Annotated in this window: 14 protein-coding genes; 4 read left to right on the top strand and 10 right to left on the bottom strand. The window is 65.1% G+C overall.

Going from position 1 to position 14845, the window contains the following annotated elements; translation table 11 throughout:
- Positions 1 to 91 precede the first annotated feature (91 nt).
- Both JQ507_28920 and JQ507_28915 read left to right on the top strand, forming a co-directional pair.
- Positions 92 to 733, top strand: coding sequence for a hypothetical protein (locus JQ507_28920; GenBank protein ID QRI68873.1), 642 nt, complete (start codon positions 92 to 94; stop codon positions 731 to 733).
- Between the two features lie 247 nt (positions 734 to 980).
- Entirely contained in the window at positions 981 to 2066 is a 1086-nt protein-coding gene (locus tag JQ507_28915; GenBank protein ID QRI68872.1) for an NAD-dependent epimerase/dehydratase family protein, read from the top strand.
- 198 nt (positions 2067 to 2264) lie between these two features.
- On the opposite strand, the gene JQ507_28910 is transcribed toward JQ507_28915, so the two are convergent.
- The 5 genes from JQ507_28910 to JQ507_28890 form a co-directional block, all read right to left on the bottom strand.
- Positions 2265 to 3572, bottom strand: a complete 1308-nt coding sequence (locus JQ507_28910) for a Gfo/Idh/MocA family oxidoreductase (protein ID QRI68871.1) — start codon at positions 3570 to 3572, stop codon at positions 2265 to 2267.
- 166 nt (positions 3573 to 3738) lie between these two features.
- On the bottom strand, positions 3739 to 4539 hold the full coding sequence (locus JQ507_28905) for a phytanoyl-CoA dioxygenase family protein (GenBank protein ID QRI68870.1): 801 nt from the start codon (positions 4537 to 4539) through the stop codon (positions 3739 to 3741).
- 57 nt (positions 4540 to 4596) lie between these two features.
- Positions 4597 to 5271 carry a GntR family transcriptional regulator gene (locus tag JQ507_28900; GenBank protein ID QRI68869.1) on the bottom strand — a complete coding sequence of 225 codons (675 nt, stop codon included), beginning with the start codon at positions 5269 to 5271 and terminating at the stop codon, positions 4597 to 4599.
- Positions 5272 to 5676: 405 nt separating this feature from the next.
- Positions 5677 to 6933, bottom strand: a complete 1257-nt coding sequence (locus JQ507_28895; GenBank protein ID QRI68868.1) for a M20/M25/M40 family metallo-hydrolase — start codon at positions 6931 to 6933, stop codon at positions 5677 to 5679.
- A gap of 112 nt (positions 6934 to 7045) precedes the next feature.
- Entirely contained in the window at positions 7046 to 7855 is an 810-nt protein-coding gene (locus tag JQ507_28890) for an alpha/beta hydrolase (protein QRI68867.1), read from the bottom strand.
- 146 nt (positions 7856 to 8001) lie between these two features.
- Here JQ507_28890 and JQ507_28885 point away from each other — a divergent pair, with 146 nt between their 5' ends.
- On the top strand, positions 8002 to 8544 hold the full coding sequence (locus JQ507_28885; GenBank protein ID QRI68866.1) for a methylated-DNA--[protein]-cysteine S-methyltransferase: 543 nt from the start codon (positions 8002 to 8004) through the stop codon (positions 8542 to 8544).
- Positions 8545 to 8632: 88 nt separating this feature from the next.
- Here JQ507_28885 and JQ507_28880 read toward each other — a convergent pair whose 3' ends face one another.
- From JQ507_28880 to JQ507_28860, 5 genes are all read right to left on the bottom strand, one after another.
- Positions 8633 to 9502 (bottom strand): MBL fold metallo-hydrolase, encoded by an 870-nt coding sequence (locus tag JQ507_28880; GenBank protein QRI68865.1) that lies wholly within the window; start codon positions 9500 to 9502, stop codon positions 8633 to 8635.
- Positions 9503 to 9576: 74 nt separating this feature from the next.
- The gene (locus JQ507_28875) at positions 9577 to 10767 is read right to left on the bottom strand and encodes a serine hydrolase (protein QRI68864.1); all 1191 of its coding nucleotides are present in this window, start codon (positions 10765 to 10767) and stop codon (positions 9577 to 9579) included.
- Between the two features lie 22 nt (positions 10768 to 10789).
- Positions 10790 to 11404 (bottom strand): glutathione S-transferase family protein, encoded by a 615-nt coding sequence (locus JQ507_28870; protein QRI68863.1) that lies wholly within the window; start codon positions 11402 to 11404, stop codon positions 10790 to 10792.
- A gap of 127 nt (positions 11405 to 11531) precedes the next feature.
- Positions 11532 to 12374, bottom strand: a complete 843-nt coding sequence (locus JQ507_28865; protein QRI68862.1) for a fumarylacetoacetate hydrolase family protein — start codon at positions 12372 to 12374, stop codon at positions 11532 to 11534.
- A 156-nt stretch (positions 12375 to 12530) separates the two neighbouring features.
- Complete coding sequence (locus JQ507_28860; GenBank protein ID QRI68861.1) at positions 12531 to 13169, bottom strand: TetR/AcrR family transcriptional regulator; 639 nt, start codon at positions 13167 to 13169, stop codon at positions 12531 to 12533.
- 138 nt (positions 13170 to 13307) lie between these two features.
- Between JQ507_28860 and JQ507_28855 the strand changes: the two genes are divergently transcribed.
- Positions 13308 to 14828, top strand: coding sequence for an MFS transporter (locus JQ507_28855; GenBank protein ID QRI68860.1), 1521 nt, complete (start codon positions 13308 to 13310; stop codon positions 14826 to 14828).
- Positions 14829 to 14845 lie beyond the last annotated feature (17 nt).

Genomic DNA, 14845 nt, shown 5'->3' with positions numbered 1-14845 from the left:
TCTACGACCAAAGTTCATGGGCCGTTCATTTCGATTTCCGTACCCATTCCACTCAAGAAGCTCGGCAAACTGCCCCAACAAGGAGACTTCCATGCGTGAGATCGTCCGTCCCGTAACTGCTGCGCTCGGCGTCGCGTGTCTTGCGCTCGCGATGACCGCAGCGTCGAGCAGCGGCGCATTCGCGCAGGCCAAGCAGCAGCAGCAGCAGCAGATGGCACCGGCGGCGAAGCCCGCGCAAGCTGCACCTCCTGCGCAGGCCGCCGCTCCCGCACAGGATCAGGCCCCGCCGATCAAGCAGATCGCGCTCACCGACAAGCAGGTCGACGGCGCGATCGCCGCGGCGAAGGAAATGGACCCGATCACCGCCAAGCTGTCCCAGGACGCCAAGCCCGATCCGAAGGTCGTTGCCCAGCTCGAGGCCATCGCCAAGAAGAACGGTTTTGCCAGCTACGACGAGTACAACAGCGTCGTCGACAACATCTCGCTGGTGCTCGGCGGCTTCGATCCGCAGACCAAGAAATATGTCGGCCCCGAGGCCGTCGTGAAGGCGCAGATCGCCCAGGTCCAGGCCGACAAGAAGATGTCGGCCAAGGACAAGAAGGACGCGCTGGCCGACCTCAACGAAGCCCTGAAATCGCCGCCGCCCGCGGTCGAGAACAAGGGCAACATCGATATCGTGACCAAGAGCTACGACAAGCTGATGGAAGAGTTCGGCGGCAGCGACGACAACTGAGCCGTTCTCGTCCGAATCGAACCGAAAAAAGAGCCCCGGAGAATTTCTCCGGGGCTTTTTTAATGCGGAACGGGTTCGGTGCAGCGACGCGCGTGCATCCGCATCCTGAAACCATCAAACGAGAGCCCGGCGATCCGGCCCGGGGCCGGCGAATCGATGCTGAAGGTCTCATCCGATACCCGTGCGACGGGCTGCGGGCCCTTCGGCGATCTGCTACGCAGGCAGTGAGGGACGGGAGTTCAAGGACATGGCCAACAAGAAAGTCGTGGTCGCCGGCGCCACCGGCCTGGTCGGCAGCGCCGCCTTGCGGCACTTCGGTGCATCCGATGATTGCGAGCGCATCGCGCTGTCGCGCCGCAAGCCGCGCGATCTCTACGGCGCGCGGCACGTGCCGATCGATCTCACCAGCGCCGAGGATTGCCGCCGCGCCGCGGCCGAGCTCGGCGGTGCAACCCATCTGATCTATGCCGCACTCTATGAGGCGCCGAGCCTGGTCGATGGCTGGCGCGACGCCGGGCAGATCGAGACCAACGACCGCATGCTGCGCAATTTGATGGGCGCGCTCGAACCCGCAGCGCCAGCTCTCAAGCACGTCGCGCTGCTGCAGGGCACCAAGGCCTATGGCGTGCATGTCCGGCCGCTGACGGTGCCGGCGCGCGAGGGCCGCTCGGAAATGTACGAGCAGCCGAATTTCTATTGGGTGCAGGAGAATTTCCTGCGTGAGTTGCAGAGGGGCAAGAGCTGGCACTGGAGCATCCTGCGTCCCGTGCTGATCATCGGCGAAGCCATGGGCGGCGCGATGGACCTGATCCCGCCGCTCGGCGTCTATGCGGCGGTGCTGCGCGCGCAGGGCAGGCCGCTCGATTATCCCGGCGGTGCGCCACGCGTGGCGCAGGCGGTCGACGTCGATCTGCTGGCGCGCGCGATCGCCTGGTCGGGCGATGCCGCGGCCGGGCGCAACGAAGCGTTCAACGTCACCAATGGCGACGTCTTCACCTGGGAGAACATCTGGCCGGCGATCGCGGATGCGCTCGACATGACGCCGGGCGCGCATGTGCCGTTGTCGCTGGCGAAGGAGTATCCGAAATGGATTCCGCTCTGGGACGAGCTGCGCAGGACGCACGATCTGATCGCGCCTGGCCTCGAGGAGTTCGTCGGCCTGTCGTTCCAGTATGCCGATTACAGCATGCGCCATGGGCAGACCGAATCCGGTCCGCCGTCGATCGTGTCGACGGTCAAGATCAACCAGGCCGGCTTCACCGAGATGATGGATACCGAGGTGATGTTCCGGAAGTGGTTCAAGCTGGCGAAGGCGAGCCGGTTGTTGCCGTAGTTGGTCGGTGCGCGCTCTCTCTTCTCCCTCGCCCCGCTCTTGCGGGGAGAGGGTTGGGGTGAGGGGCTTCCATCCGGTGAGCACTTCGCCGCTTGTTGAGCAGCGTGCCTCGCCCCTCACCCGGATCGCATCTGCGATGCGATCCGACCTCTCCCCGCAAAGAGCGGGGAGAGGTGAAGAGCTGAGTGAAAGAGAGCGCTACCGCGAAAACGCGCGCTCCATCGCCTTGCGGGTCTTGATCGTGTCGTTCGCCTCATCGACCTCGACGTCGTTCCAGCGCACCACGGCGCCATGGGCGACGTCGTTCTTCAGCTTGACGCGATGCGCGAGCCCGATCGGCAGTGCGCCGGCGGCGAGGCTGGCGGAGGCGGGCATCAATTTGCCCCACACCGTGTAGCCGCCTTCGCCGTCGAGCATCTCGCCGGCGCGCAGATTGCGTTTGGCCACCGCTGCGACGTCGCCGCGGAAGCCGCGCGGCTGGCCGGTCGGCTCATTGCGCAGCGCCGCCGACAGCACCGAAATGTTCAGCTCGAGCCCGATCAGGTGATAGGGCTTGTACATCGCCGCATAGCGCCCGGATGCGTCAGTCTTGAGGCCGTACTGCCTGAAGCAATCGGCGGCATAGTCGTTCGGCGCTTCCAGCACGACGTAGACGCCCCAACGCAGATCGCGGAACACCGGGCGGCCGTCGCGCTCCAGCGACGACACCACCTCGACGATGCCGGATTTCTCCAGCACGCCGCCCTTGTCGCGCGGCCGCATCACATGCGGCAGATCGTCGACGCCGCACGGCGGAAACAACAATCCCTCCGACGGCACGTCGAGCGTGCAGGCGTTGGCGATCGCCGCCATCTCGATCGCGGATTTGGTGCCGTCGAGGAAGGAGTTGAACATCTGCGGATTCATGCCGGCGGATTGCGCCTCGCCCGCGGTGAGCCCGTAATGCTGCCACACGCCCTCCGGCGTCACGTCGTGATAGGCCGGCAGATATTTGGTGCCCTTGCCGGCGGCGACGACGTGGAAGCCGGTGGCGCGCGCCCAGTCGACCATTTCCGCGGTCAGCGCCGGCTGGTCGCCATAGGCGAGCGAATAGACCACGCCGGCCTTGCGCGCCTCTTCGGCGAGCAGCGGGCCGGCCAGCACGTCGGCCTCGACATTGACCATCACGACATGCTTGCCGGCCGCGATGGCCGCGCGGGCATGGCGGATGCCGACGGCGGGATTGCCGGTCGCTTCGACCACGACATCGAATGCGCCGCCGGCGATCGCGCGCGCGCCATCGTCGGTGAAGGTGGTCGCGCTAATCCGCGCGTCGTCCCAGCCGACGGTGCGGCACGCCTCGCGGGCACGCTCGCGGTCGAGATCGACAATCACGGGCACCTCGAGCCCCGGCGTATGCGGCACCTGCGACAGGAACATCGAGCCGAATTTTCCGGCGCCGATCAGGACGACGCGCACCGGCTTGCCGGCGGCGGCGCGGGTTTTGAGGAGGTGATGCAGGTTCATGATGCTTGTTACCGATGGTGTGGTCGCGCAGGACGCGACAAATTCAGAATTCGTCATTCCGGGGCGCGACAAAGTCGCGAGCCCGGAATCCATCTCACAACAAGTGCGCGGTCAAATGGATTCCGGGCTCGCCGCTGCGCGTTGCCCCGGAATGACAGTTGCGCGTTTACTCCGCCGCCTGCCGCGGCGCACGGGCGAGCCGCAGCAGCGCGTCGTCGGCGACCGTCTGGATCGGCGTGAAGTCGCGATGCGCGATGTAGTCCGGCCGCGTCGGGGTGCGGATGTAGTTCGAGACCGCGTTCAGCGTCAAATAGACGATCTTGCGCGGATAGGGCGTGATGTTGCCGCTCGACCCATGCACCAGATTGCCGTGGAACATCAGCATGCCGCCGGGCTTGCCGGTCGGCGCGACGATGCCGCCCTGCTTGACGAGGCGGGTCACCGTCTCCTCGTCCAGCGTCCACAGCGGATAGGACGTGGTTTCGAGATCGTGCGAGGCCTTGAGGTCGCCCGCGGTCTGGCTCTGCGGCACCAGCATCAGCGGGCCGTTGATCGGCATCACCTCGTCGAGGAAGATCGCGATGTTCATCGCGCGCGGCTCCGGCATGCCGTCGTCGCGCTTCCAGGTGCCGTAATCCTGGTGCCACTGCCAGACGTCGCCGGTGAAGGCCGCCTTGGCGTTGATCTTGAACTGGTGCATGTAGACCTTCTCGCCGAACAGCTGCTCGATCGGGTCGATCATGCGCGGATGCGCGCCGAGGATGCCGAACGCCTCGTTGTAGAGATGCGCGGCGAAGGCGGTGCGCGGCGCGCCGCTCTTCTCGCGCCACACCTCGGGGCGGTTGGCGTCATAGATCGCGACCGCCTCGCGGGCGAGGAAATCGACCTCTTCCTGGCTGAACAGCTCGGGCAGGAACAGCCAGCCTTCGCGATGGAAAAATTCGACCTGCTCTTGGGTCAGTTTCATGGTGCTTTCCTCCCTTGATTATTGGTCTTCGTTCTTGCGGCGCCGTCAGGTTCGGGTTCACGCCGCCACGTCGGTCGCTCTCAATCTCTCTTCGGTCATCCGTCCAGCCGTCTGCGCATGCGCCAGCGCGGCAGCCTCCGCGGCGGCGGCATTGCCGGAAAAAATCTGCGCGGCGATGGTCTCGTGCTCGGTCCAGGCACTGTCGCGGTAATCGAGTTCGGCGAGCACGGTCGCCATCGAGCGGCGCATATGCGGCCATTGCGGCGCGATCATCTCCTCGATCGCGGAATTGCCGGCGAGCCGATAGATCGCGCTGTGGAAGTCGACATCGAGCGCGATCAGGCGCGCCAGCGGTGCGTGGTCATCGATCGCGCGCCCGGCTTCGAGCGCGCTCTCGAGCTGCGCGCGGGCCGCGGCATCCTCCTTCACGCGCGTCGCGGCAAGCCGCGCCGCGAGCGCGTCGATCGCACCGCGCACTTCATAGAGCTCGCGAATGCGCTGCGGATCGAGCTGCGTCACCTCGAAGCCGCGCTTGCCGCTTTCCGCGACCAGGCCCTGGCGATGCAGCAGATGCAGCGCGTGCGAGATCGGCTGACGCGAGACGCCGAGCCGATCGGCCAGCTCGTTCTGGGTAATGCGCTGCCCGGGCAGCAGCGTGCGGTCGATGATCGCCTCGAGCAACCGCCCGTAGACTTGGTCGATGAGGTTCGGAAGCGGGTCCAACGGGATCATGCCGGCTGTCCAATTCGGAATACAGAATTCCGTATTCGGAAACAGACTACTGCCGGTTGTGCGTCCGGTCAAGGCTCCAGGTGATTGGGTCTAAGCGTTTGAAAGTGAGAAACTTTCCTGCGGCTTGAACGTGCCAGACGTTCTCACCGGGTCTGGCGCCCAGTCAACCTCGAGCTACTGTGCATGGGGTTGTTTTCGATATTTTGGCAATCCGCCTCCCGCAAGTGACGGTTGGGGGAGAGGGGGTGCCCCAGTGCCGGCGGATGATTAGCTAAGTGAGGCGAGCGCATGGGTTGGGCTCCCTCCCCCCTTGCGGGGGAGGGTGGGGAGAGGGGGGGGGGCCCGGGCGCTGGCCTAAAAGATCGGTGCTACCGTCTCAGCGCCATTGCCGCTGATCTCGCCCCGCTACTTCGCCTTGCCCAGCTCCATCAGCATCCGCGTCATCAGATAGAGCCGCGGCACGATCGAGTTGGTGTCGATGTATTCGTCGCGCGCGTGATAGCCCCAGCCGGCGAGCCCGAAGCTCTCGACGACCACCGCCTTGCCGCTGCGCGCGGCGTATCCGGCATCGGTCGCGCCGCCGGTCATCTCCGCGATATCCAGCGTGCGGTCGAGCTCGGCGTAGATCGCCTGTCCCTGCTTGGCGAGCGCGCGGCCGCGATCGTCAGCGACGAAGGGCGGGCGGCCCGCGGCGACCTTCACCGTTACCTCGGTGTCCGCGATCAGCCTGTCCTTCACCTTCTCGTCGAGCGCCGCCTGCAGCTTCTGCACGCCGTCCGGAATGGTGAGGCGGATGTCGGCACCGGCAGAGGCATGATCGGGGATCTGGTTGCGCACGGTGCCGGCCGTCGCGGTGGTCCAGTTCAGCTGCGTGCCCGGAATCGATTTCGCGACGTCCTGGGTCTGCAGCAATTGATGCGCGAGCTCGATCAGCGCGTTGCGGCCGAGCTGCGGCGCGGCGCCGGCATGCGAGGCCTTGCCCTTCACGTCCAGCGTGCCGGTCGCGGTGCCGCTGGCGCCGAGCAGCAGGCTTTCATTCTTGGCCACCGGCGGTGCGACCGTCGGCTCGCAGGACAGCACCACGTCGTGCTGGTCGGCGAGCTCGGCGATGATCTCGCCGGAGCCGATCGAGCCGACCTCTTCATCCGGATTGAACGACACCGTGAGCTTGGCGTAGTCGCGCCAGCCGGCATCGTTCAGGATCTTCAGGGAATGCAGGATGACGGCGATGCCGCCCTTGTCGTCGGCAATGCCGGGTCCATAGATCTTGTTGCCGTCGACCTTGTAGGGCTGGGTGTCGAGGATGCCGTGCTCGTAGACCGTGTCCATATGCGCGATCAGCATCAGCTTCCTGCTGCCGGTGCCTTCGAAGGTGCCGATCACCATATCGGCGCCGGCGCCCTTGGTGGTCTTGCGGCGCTCGGTCTTGGCGCCAAGCGCCTTGAGCCGCGCCTCGGTGTAGTCGGCCATCTTCTTCAGGCCTTCGACATCGCCGGAGCCCGACTCGATCAGCACCATGTCGTGCAGGCTTTCGATCACCGCCGGTTGGGCCTGTTCGGCGGCCGCGCGCAGCTTTTCATCCGCGGCGGCAAGGGCGTGGGACGAGGCGAGGGCGAGCGAAAGCAGACCGGCCGACGCGAGCAATTTGACGGATAATTTCATGATTGTCCTCCCAGGCATGAGCGGAAGGAGACACTAACGCATGATCCGGAAAAGTGCGAACAGGCGGACGATACCTCGCCCCGCAAGCGACGAGGTTCGTGCGCGCGGGCGGTCAGCTTGCCAGAAACTCCAGCACGATCTCGCAATAGCGCTGCGGGGCCTGCTCGAACATCGGATGCGTGGTGCCCGGGATCATCTCGGTGCGTGATCCCCGCACGTTTGCGGCGAGGGCGTGCAGCACCTTCGGCAGCACGCCCTTGGTGTTGGCGCCGCCGATTAACAGCGTCGGCGTCCTGATCGCCTCTGCATCGGCCTTCGAGAAGGGCGGTCGCTGGTCGCGGGTCTGGCCGATCAGCGTGGTCGCGTTGTCGCGCAACAGCTGCTTGGAGGTCGCCGGAATCCGTTTCCAGGCACCGGGACCTTCGAGCGCATCCATGAAGATCTGCAGGCCGCCGTCGATGTCGCCCTTGGCGATTTCCGCGGCGCATGCCGCGAAACGTGCCGCCAGCGGCGAGGGGCCCGGCTTGAAGTCGGGATCAAGGCTCTCGTCGAGCTCGCCGCCGGGCTCGGCCAGGATCAGCCTGCGCAGCAGGTCCGGCCGCCGCTGCGCGGCGCGGAAGCAGATATGCCCGCCGCGGGAATGCCCCATCAGGTCGACCGGTTTGGTATCGAAGGCCTCGATGAAGGCGATCACGTCGTCGACATGCTGCGCGATCGAATAGGTGTCGCCGACGCCGTCCCAATGCTCGGGGAAGAAATGCCGCAGGCTGACCGCGATCACGCGATGGTGGCGGATCAGCGGGCCGAGCACGGCCGACCAGATCCGGAAGTCGCACAGCGAACCATGCACGCAGACCAGCGGCGGCCCCGCTCCGATATCGAGATAGGGCATGTCGAAACCGTTGACGTGGAGGCTGTGCATTTGAAGGGCTCGCGGAGGGCAGGAGATGTTGTTGATTGAGCCCAAGTTCCCACGGAATTCGGGTGGATAGCAACATTCTCCAAGCCTAGATTTCAGATCAACAGCAGGCTTCAGTTTGTGAGCCTAACGAATATCTGGAGTGAGCCATGACCGGCCAGCATTTTGCAATCTTCGAGACCATGATCGGCGCCTGCGGCGTCGTCTGGGGCGAGCATGGCGTTACCGGCGTGCAGCTGCCGATGGGCAACGAAGAGAAGACCCGCAAGCGGATTGCCCAGCGTAACGGCGACCTCACCGAGGCGGCGCCGCCGGCCGAGGTGCAGCACGCGATCGACGGCATGATCGAGCTGCTCGCCGGCAAGCCGAACGATCTCGCCGACATCGTGCTCGATCTCGACGGCGTGCCGGAGTTCAACCGCGGCGTCTACGACATCGCGCGGAAGATTCCGCCGGGCAAGACCGTGACCTATGGCGACATCGCCAAGCAGCTCGGCGGCGTCGAGCTGTCGCGCGACGTCGGCCAGGCGCTCGGCCGCAACCCGTGCCCGATCGTGGTGCCCTGCCACCGGGTGCTGGCGGCGGGCAACAAGCCGGGCGGCTTCTCGGCCAATGGCGGCGTGGTCACCAAGCTGAAGATGCTGCAGATCGAAGGCGCGGCGGTGAACCACACGCCGAGTTTGTTTGATTGAGCGAATGCTCTTCTATCCTCCCCTGGAGGGCGAGAAACGATCCCTCCAGGGTTGAGTGGTTGCGAGTTCGCCGCGAATTCAGCTCACCTCACGCCGTCTCGCACACAAACCCATTCCCCTTCCGCCTGATCTTGCCGACCGATGGCGAGGGGAAGTGCGCGGGACAGCACAGCGTGTCGGTGTCGCAATAGCGCTCGAGGAAGCTGCGACGTGTCTTCGCCGCCTGCGCCGGGTCGACGTCGAATTTCGGCGACAGTTCCGGATAGAGCGTCTGGATCGGCGAGTGCATCAAATCGCCGGCAAACACCGCGTCGTCCTTGCCGCGACCGAAGGTGAAGGCGAGATGGCCCGGCGTGTGGCCGGGCGTCGGCAGGATGCGCATGTGGTCGCCGATCGCGAAATCATTGCCGACCAGCTCGGCCCGCTTGGCTTCGACCACCGGCAGCACGCTGTCGACGAATGGCGGGACTTCCGCCTTGGCATTGGTCTCGGTCCAGTAGTCGAACTCGGTCTTGTCGAACACATAGCGCGCGTTCGGGAAGGTCGGCACCCAGCGGCCGTTCTCGAGCCGCGTATTCCAGCCGACATGGTCGACATGCAGATGCGTGCACATCACGTAGTCGATGTCGCCGACCGAGAAGCCGGCGGACGCAAGGCCGCGCAGATAGCTGTCGTCGGTCTTCATGTTCCAGCTCGGCCGACCCGGCCGCGGCTTGTGATTGCCGATGCAGCTGTCGATCAGGATGGTGTGGTGCGGCGTCTTCACGACGTAGGACTGGAACGCAAGGATCAACGTGTCGCTGTCGTCGAGCGCCCGGGCCGCTTTCATCCAGGCTCGGTTCTCCGCAAGCAGCTCCGGTGTCAGTTCGGGCAACATGTCTTGCGCAGGCAGGAACTTGCCTTCCTCCTCCACGATGCGATGAATGGTGAGATCGCCGGCCGCAAATTTCAGGCTCATGGGTGATTCCTTGGCGTTAGCGTTTTCGAGCGAAGTGGAGTCCGGTTCGCGTGAAGAAAACGCGTAGAAAAGGGTCAGTGCGCGTCGCGCACGGCGGGAATGATGATGTTGGCAAGGATGTCCATCGCCGCAAGCCCTTCCTTGGGCTGGCCGTACTGGGCTGCCGTCGTCATCATCACAAGATCGAGATCGGGCACGACGATGATGCGTTGACCGCCCCAGCCAAAGGCGCCGACCCATTTCACTTCCTTGCCGTCGGACAGCGAGCGGCCCATCCACCACTGATAGCCATAGAACAGCGTGCCGCCGAAATAGCCGACGGCCTGGAAGCGCGGCACGATCGATTGCGCGATCCACTCGGCCGAGATGATCTGCTGTCCGTTCCATTTCCCGCCATTGAGCAAGAGCTGGCCGATTTTCGCGGCATCGCGCGGCCGCAAGCGGAGGCCGGCAGCGGCGGCAATCTTGCCGTTCTTCGGATAGGTCTTCCACTCAAGATCGGTGATGCCGAGCGGCTGGAACAGCGTCTCCCGCGCGAAGGCTTCGAGCGGTTTGCCGGAGACCTGTTCAATGATGTTGCCGAGCAGATCCGTGCCGCCGCCATTGTAGGTCCAGAGCGTGTCCGGCGACGCTGCGATCGGCTTGGCCAGGACATAGCCGATCGGATCGGCATCGAAGGCGAGATGCGGCTCGTCGTTGTCGGGATGGGTCCAGGGCAGCGTCTCGTCCCATTTGATGCCTGACGACATCGTCAAGAGATGGCGCAGCGTGATCGCGTCCCATCCGGCCGACTTTACCGACCGGTGTTCGGGGAAGAATTTCACCACGGGCTCGTCAACGCCGGCGATCAGCTTGCGGTCGATGGCGGTGCCGACCAGCAGCGACGTCACGCTCTTCGATGCCGAACGTATGTCGTGCCTGGTCGTCGCCGTGAATTCGGTGCGGCCTTCCTTGTACCCCCATGGCTGGTCGATGCCGGCGAAATATTGCTCGAACACCAGTCTGCCGTGCCGCGCCACAACGACGGAATGCACCTCGCTGCTGCGCAGGCCGAGCCGCGCGGCGATGCCGCACAGCCGCTCGCCATCCATGCCGACGCTGTCGGGTGACGCGATCGGCCAGCCATCGTCGAGCGCGGTCGGCGACCCGCAGGGCTGGTCATGTCCAGCTTTCATGTCGTCGGCCCTCAGTGTGGTGATGGAGGCCGTCAACGCGAGCACGAGGCTCGCGCCGATAAGCAGCAGGCGGGGGAGGCGATGGCGCATCCTCATCCCCCCACCTTGCACGCTATGCCGCTGGCGGCGCGGAAATCTTCACCGACGGCCGCTCCAGCATGCGCTGGTAGAACGCGTCGAGCTTCGGATAGGCCTTGCGCCAGCCGCAATCGGCGAAGCGGAAGTCGGCGTAGCCGAGCACGCAGACGAGGCCGATCTGCGCGATGTCGAACGACGAGCCGTCCAGCACGTCGGGGCGCTGCTCGAATCGCGCCATGCCGGCCCAGGCCCTGTTCCAGTGATCGTCATGCCAAGCCTGCCACAGCGAGCCCTGCGGTCGCACCATCTTCTCGTAACGGCACAGCAGCATGGAATCGAGCATGCCGTTGATCAGCGAATGATCGGTCTTCAGCTTCCAGCGCCGCGGGCCGTAACCCGGGATCAGCCGGCCGCCGCCGATCTCGTTGAGGTATTCGACGATGACGTAGGAATCCAAAATCACGTCGCCATGATCGAGGATCAGTACCGGCAGTTTCTTCAGCGGCGAGATCTTCGAGTATTCCTCGTTGGCCGTGCCCGGTGCGACGCTGGCCGGCACCAGCTCGATCTTGTCGATCAGGCCGAGCTCGATCGCCGCGATGCGCACCTTGCGAGCGAACGGGGAGGCGGGAGAGAAGGTGAGTTTCATGGGAGGCCCCTATGCTGTCGGATTGAACCGTCATTGCGAGCGAAGCAATCCATCTGCCCACACGCGCGGATGAATGGATTGCTTCGTCGCTTCGCTCCTCGCAATGACGGCTGGTGCTAACAGGACCTCAAGCCGCGACGATTTCCTGGCGCTGCTCGCCGAGGCCCTCGATGCCGAGCGTCACGACGTCGCCGACATTGAGGAAGGTCGGCGGCTTCATGCCGAGGCCGACGCCGGGCGGGGTGCCCGTCGTGATGATGTCGCCGGGCAGCAGCGTCATGAACTGCGAAACGTAGGAGATGCATTTCGCCATCGTGAAGATCATGGTCTTGGTCGAGCCGGTCTGGCGGCGCTGGCCGTTGACGTCGAGCCACATCGACAGGTTCTGCACGTCGGCGATTTCATCCTTGGTGACGAGCCAAGGGCCGACCGGTCCGAACGTGTCGTGCGACTTGCCCTTGGTCCATTGTCCGAGCCGCTCGGTCTGGAAGTTGCGCTCGGAGACGTCGTTGCAGACGCAATAGCCGGCGACGTGGTTGAGCGCGTCGGCTTCCGAGACGTACTTGGCGCGGCTGCCGATGATCGCGGCGATCTCGACTTCCCAGTCAAGCTTGGTCGAGCCGCGCGGCTTCTCGACCGCATCGTTCGGGCCGGACAGCGAGGTGTTCGCCTTCATGAAGATGATCGGTTCGGTCGGGATCGCTGCGCCGGTTTCCTTGGCGTGGTCGGAATAGTTCAGGCCGATCGCGACGAACTTCGAGATGCCGGTGACCGGGGCGCCGAAGCGCGGCTTGCCGGAGACGGCGGGCAGGGAGGCGGGATCGAGGGCAGCAAGCTTCTTCAGCGATTCCGGCGCGTAGGCGTCGCCGGTCAGGTCTTTCAGATGGGCCGAGAGGTCGCGCAGCTGGCCGGATTTATCGATCAGACCGGGCTTTTCCGCACCCTTTTCGCCATAACGAACAAGCTTCATGTTGATCACTCCCTACGGTGTCCTGAGGATTGTTGCTGGTATACCTCGACACGCTTCATGGAACAGCGCGGGCGGAAATTCAACCGCTTCACGGTCGCGGCATTGCAGCCATCACCTCCCAGCGTGGCGGCCTTGAACGGTTTGTTCAAATGCCTGTCATGATTGCTGGCGCGGCGCCGCCAGCATCCGTGTGAACATGTCTTCCAGCAGCCGGCATGGCGGCTCCGGATCGCGCGTGCCGGCGACGATCGCATCGTCGGCCACTGCGTGCATTCCGTCGAACACGATCAACGCTGCGCTGCGGGCATCCGGGAAGGCCCAGATGCCGGCCTTCCGGCCATCCTCCAGCACAGCAACGATCTGGGCGATCACGTCGTCCTTTTCCTGCGACTGACGCTGATGATGCGGGAAATCGTGAAACACGACGTCGTGCAGTTCGACATTGGCGAGATAGGTTCCAACCGCGCCACGCAGCCATGCCGACAGCCGCCCAGCATGATCGTCGGGAGCACGCTCGGCGATCGACGCCGCGACGCGGGCGAGGAAGTCCTGCGAGAAGCGTGCGCGCAGGCCGATGATCACGTCGGCCTTGGTCGAGAAGTAATGATAGAAGGTGCCCTTAGCGACGCCGGCTCGGGCGACGATGTCGTCGATCGTGGTGGCCTCGATGCCCTTCGCGATGAACAGGGCGGCTGCCGCCGACATCAGGTCGTCCACCCTGACCTCGGCGGGCTGAGTCCGTCTCCAACGCTGCGCTGCGCCGCGTGGCGCCGCCGTCTGCCGCTTCCCGATCATGCCGTCAGCATCCACCTGCGCCTGATGTCCGATTTTGAATCGCATATTTAGAATGACTTTGAAATAGCTTGGTTATATTGACCGACCGTCAGTCAATACGTATTTGTGCCGCCGTGTCCAACAATCGGCGGCATGCCCATGTCCCTGTCCCGCAAATCCGCGGCCGTTCTTGCGGTCTATCTCGGCACCTGCATGGCAACGGTTGCGATCAGCATCGTCACCGTGGCGCTGCCTGCCATCCAAGCCGGCCTCGGGGCTGAGCTTGCCGGGTTGCAGTGGGTGGTCGGTGCCTACGCGCTGAGCCTGTCCGCCTGCATGCTCTCGGCCGGGCCGATCGGCGATCGCTACGGCCGCAAGCGCGCCTGGCTGTTCGGCGTCGTGCTGTTCACGCTCGGCTCGGCCACCTCCGTGACCGCGCCGTCGCTTGCGGTCCTGATTGCCGGCTGCGCGCTACAGGGCGTTGCCGGCGCGCTGGTCATTCCGGGCGCCTTGTCGATCCTGGCCCAGGCGTTCCCCGATCCGGCCGGACGCGCGCATGCGATCGGCGGCTGGTCGTCCTTCAGCGCCGTGTCGCTCATCCTTGGCCCGATGCTGGGCGGCATCCTGGTCGACACCGTCGATTGGCGGAGCGTGTTCCTGATCAACCTGCCGGTCGGCGCGGTCGCACTCGGCCTCGGACTATACGGCATCGACGAGAGCGCCGATCCCGACCACGCCGAGCTCGATCCGGCCGGCCAAGTCTTGAGCGTCGTGTTTCTCGGCGCGCTGACCTACGCCTTTATCGCCGCCGGCGGTGGCTGGACTGCGCCGGCCACCTTGACGGCCTTCGCCGTCGCGGCAGCTGCGCTGGCGCTGTTCGTCATGGTCGAGCGGCGCGCCGCGCGCCCGTTGGTGCCGGTCGATCTGTTTCGCGATCTCGCCTTCGCGGCGGTGAACTTCGCCTCGTTCGCGCTCGGCTTTTCCGGCTACAGCAGCCTGTTCCCGTTCTCTCTGTTCTTGCAGCAAGCGCAGGGCTGGTCGGCCGCCCAGGCTGGCAGCGGAATCGCGCCGGTGTTTGTCGTCGCGGCGACTGGATCGCTGCTGTTCGGCCGCTGGGCGGCGCGTTTCGGGCTGCGCCGGCTGATGATCGTTGGGTATGTTCTGCTTGGCGTTGCCATGCTCGGCATGAGCTCGTTCACGGAAGCGACGCCCTATGCCGTGATCGCACCACTGTTCGCGCTGCTCGGTGCGGGCCTGGGGCTCTCGGTGCCGGCGACGGGCGCTGCGACCATGGCGGTGGCGCCGCGCGAGCGCAGTGGTATCGCGTCCGCGACGATGAACGCCCTGCGGCAGAGCGGCATGACGATCTCCATCTCCCTGCTCGGCACAGTGCTGGCCACCACCGCAACTGCGTCGCTCACGACCGCCCTGATGAATGCCAAGGTCGGCAACGCGGCTGAACTTGCCTCCATCGCGATCCGGCGTCACGAAATGCCGGGCGGTCTCGGCATAGCACCGGACACCTTTCACGCCATGCTGGCGAGTGCGCTCGCCCGCGGTTTTTCCGCCGCGGCCACGCTGGCCGGTCTGTTCGCGCTGCTGGCGGCGGCAACGCTTGCAGCCGCTGCGTTGCAGGCGCGGCGGACACTGCCGGGATCTGCGTTCGCCAGAAAGTCATGATCACACCTCATCCGCAC

The organism is Bradyrhizobium sp. PSBB068, assembly GCA_016839165.1.
In the GTDB taxonomy this organism is placed as follows: domain Bacteria; phylum Pseudomonadota; class Alphaproteobacteria; order Rhizobiales; family Xanthobacteraceae; genus Bradyrhizobium.
Note: the sequence above shows the minus strand (reverse complement) of the source record. Positions and strands in the feature narration are given on the sequence as shown.

Bases quoted from the DNA above. Each gene is read 5' to 3' on its own strand.
- JQ507_28880 (QRI68865.1), bottom strand. From the start codon at position 9,502: ATGAGCCTGAAATTTGCGGCCGGCGATCTCACCATTCATCGCATCGTG.
- JQ507_28860 (QRI68861.1), bottom strand. From the start codon at position 13,169: ATGATCGGGAAGCGGCAGACGGCGGCGCCACGCGGCGCAGCGCAGCGT.
- JQ507_28865 (QRI68862.1), bottom strand. From the start codon at position 12,374: ATGAAGCTTGTTCGTTATGGCGAAAAGGGTGCGGAAAAGCCCGGTCTG.
- JQ507_28890 (QRI68867.1), bottom strand. From the start codon at position 7,855: ATGCACAGCCTCCACGTCAACGGTTTCGACATGCCCTATCTCGATATC.
- JQ507_28875 (QRI68864.1), bottom strand. From the start codon at position 10,767: ATGCGCCATCGCCTCCCCCGCCTGCTGCTTATCGGCGCGAGCCTCGTG.
- JQ507_28920 (QRI68873.1), top strand. From the start codon at position 92: ATGCGTGAGATCGTCCGTCCCGTAACTGCTGCGCTCGGCGTCGCGTGT.
- JQ507_28885 (QRI68866.1), top strand. From the start codon at position 8,002: ATGACCGGCCAGCATTTTGCAATCTTCGAGACCATGATCGGCGCCTGC.
- JQ507_28870 (QRI68863.1), bottom strand. From the start codon at position 11,404: ATGAAACTCACCTTCTCTCCCGCCTCCCCGTTCGCTCGCAAGGTGCGC.
- JQ507_28905 (QRI68870.1), bottom strand. From the start codon at position 4,539: ATGAAACTGACCCAAGAGCAGGTCGAATTTTTCCATCGCGAAGGCTGG.
- JQ507_28855 (QRI68860.1), top strand. From the start codon at position 13,308: ATGTCCCTGTCCCGCAAATCCGCGGCCGTTCTTGCGGTCTATCTCGGC.
- JQ507_28910 (QRI68871.1), bottom strand. From the start codon at position 3,572: ATGAACCTGCATCACCTCCTCAAAACCCGCGCCGCCGCCGGCAAGCCG.
- JQ507_28900 (QRI68869.1), bottom strand. From the start codon at position 5,271: ATGATCCCGTTGGACCCGCTTCCGAACCTCATCGACCAAGTCTACGGG.
- JQ507_28915 (QRI68872.1), top strand. From the start codon at position 981: ATGGCCAACAAGAAAGTCGTGGTCGCCGGCGCCACCGGCCTGGTCGGC.
- JQ507_28895 (QRI68868.1), bottom strand. From the start codon at position 6,933: ATGAAATTATCCGTCAAATTGCTCGCGTCGGCCGGTCTGCTTTCGCTC.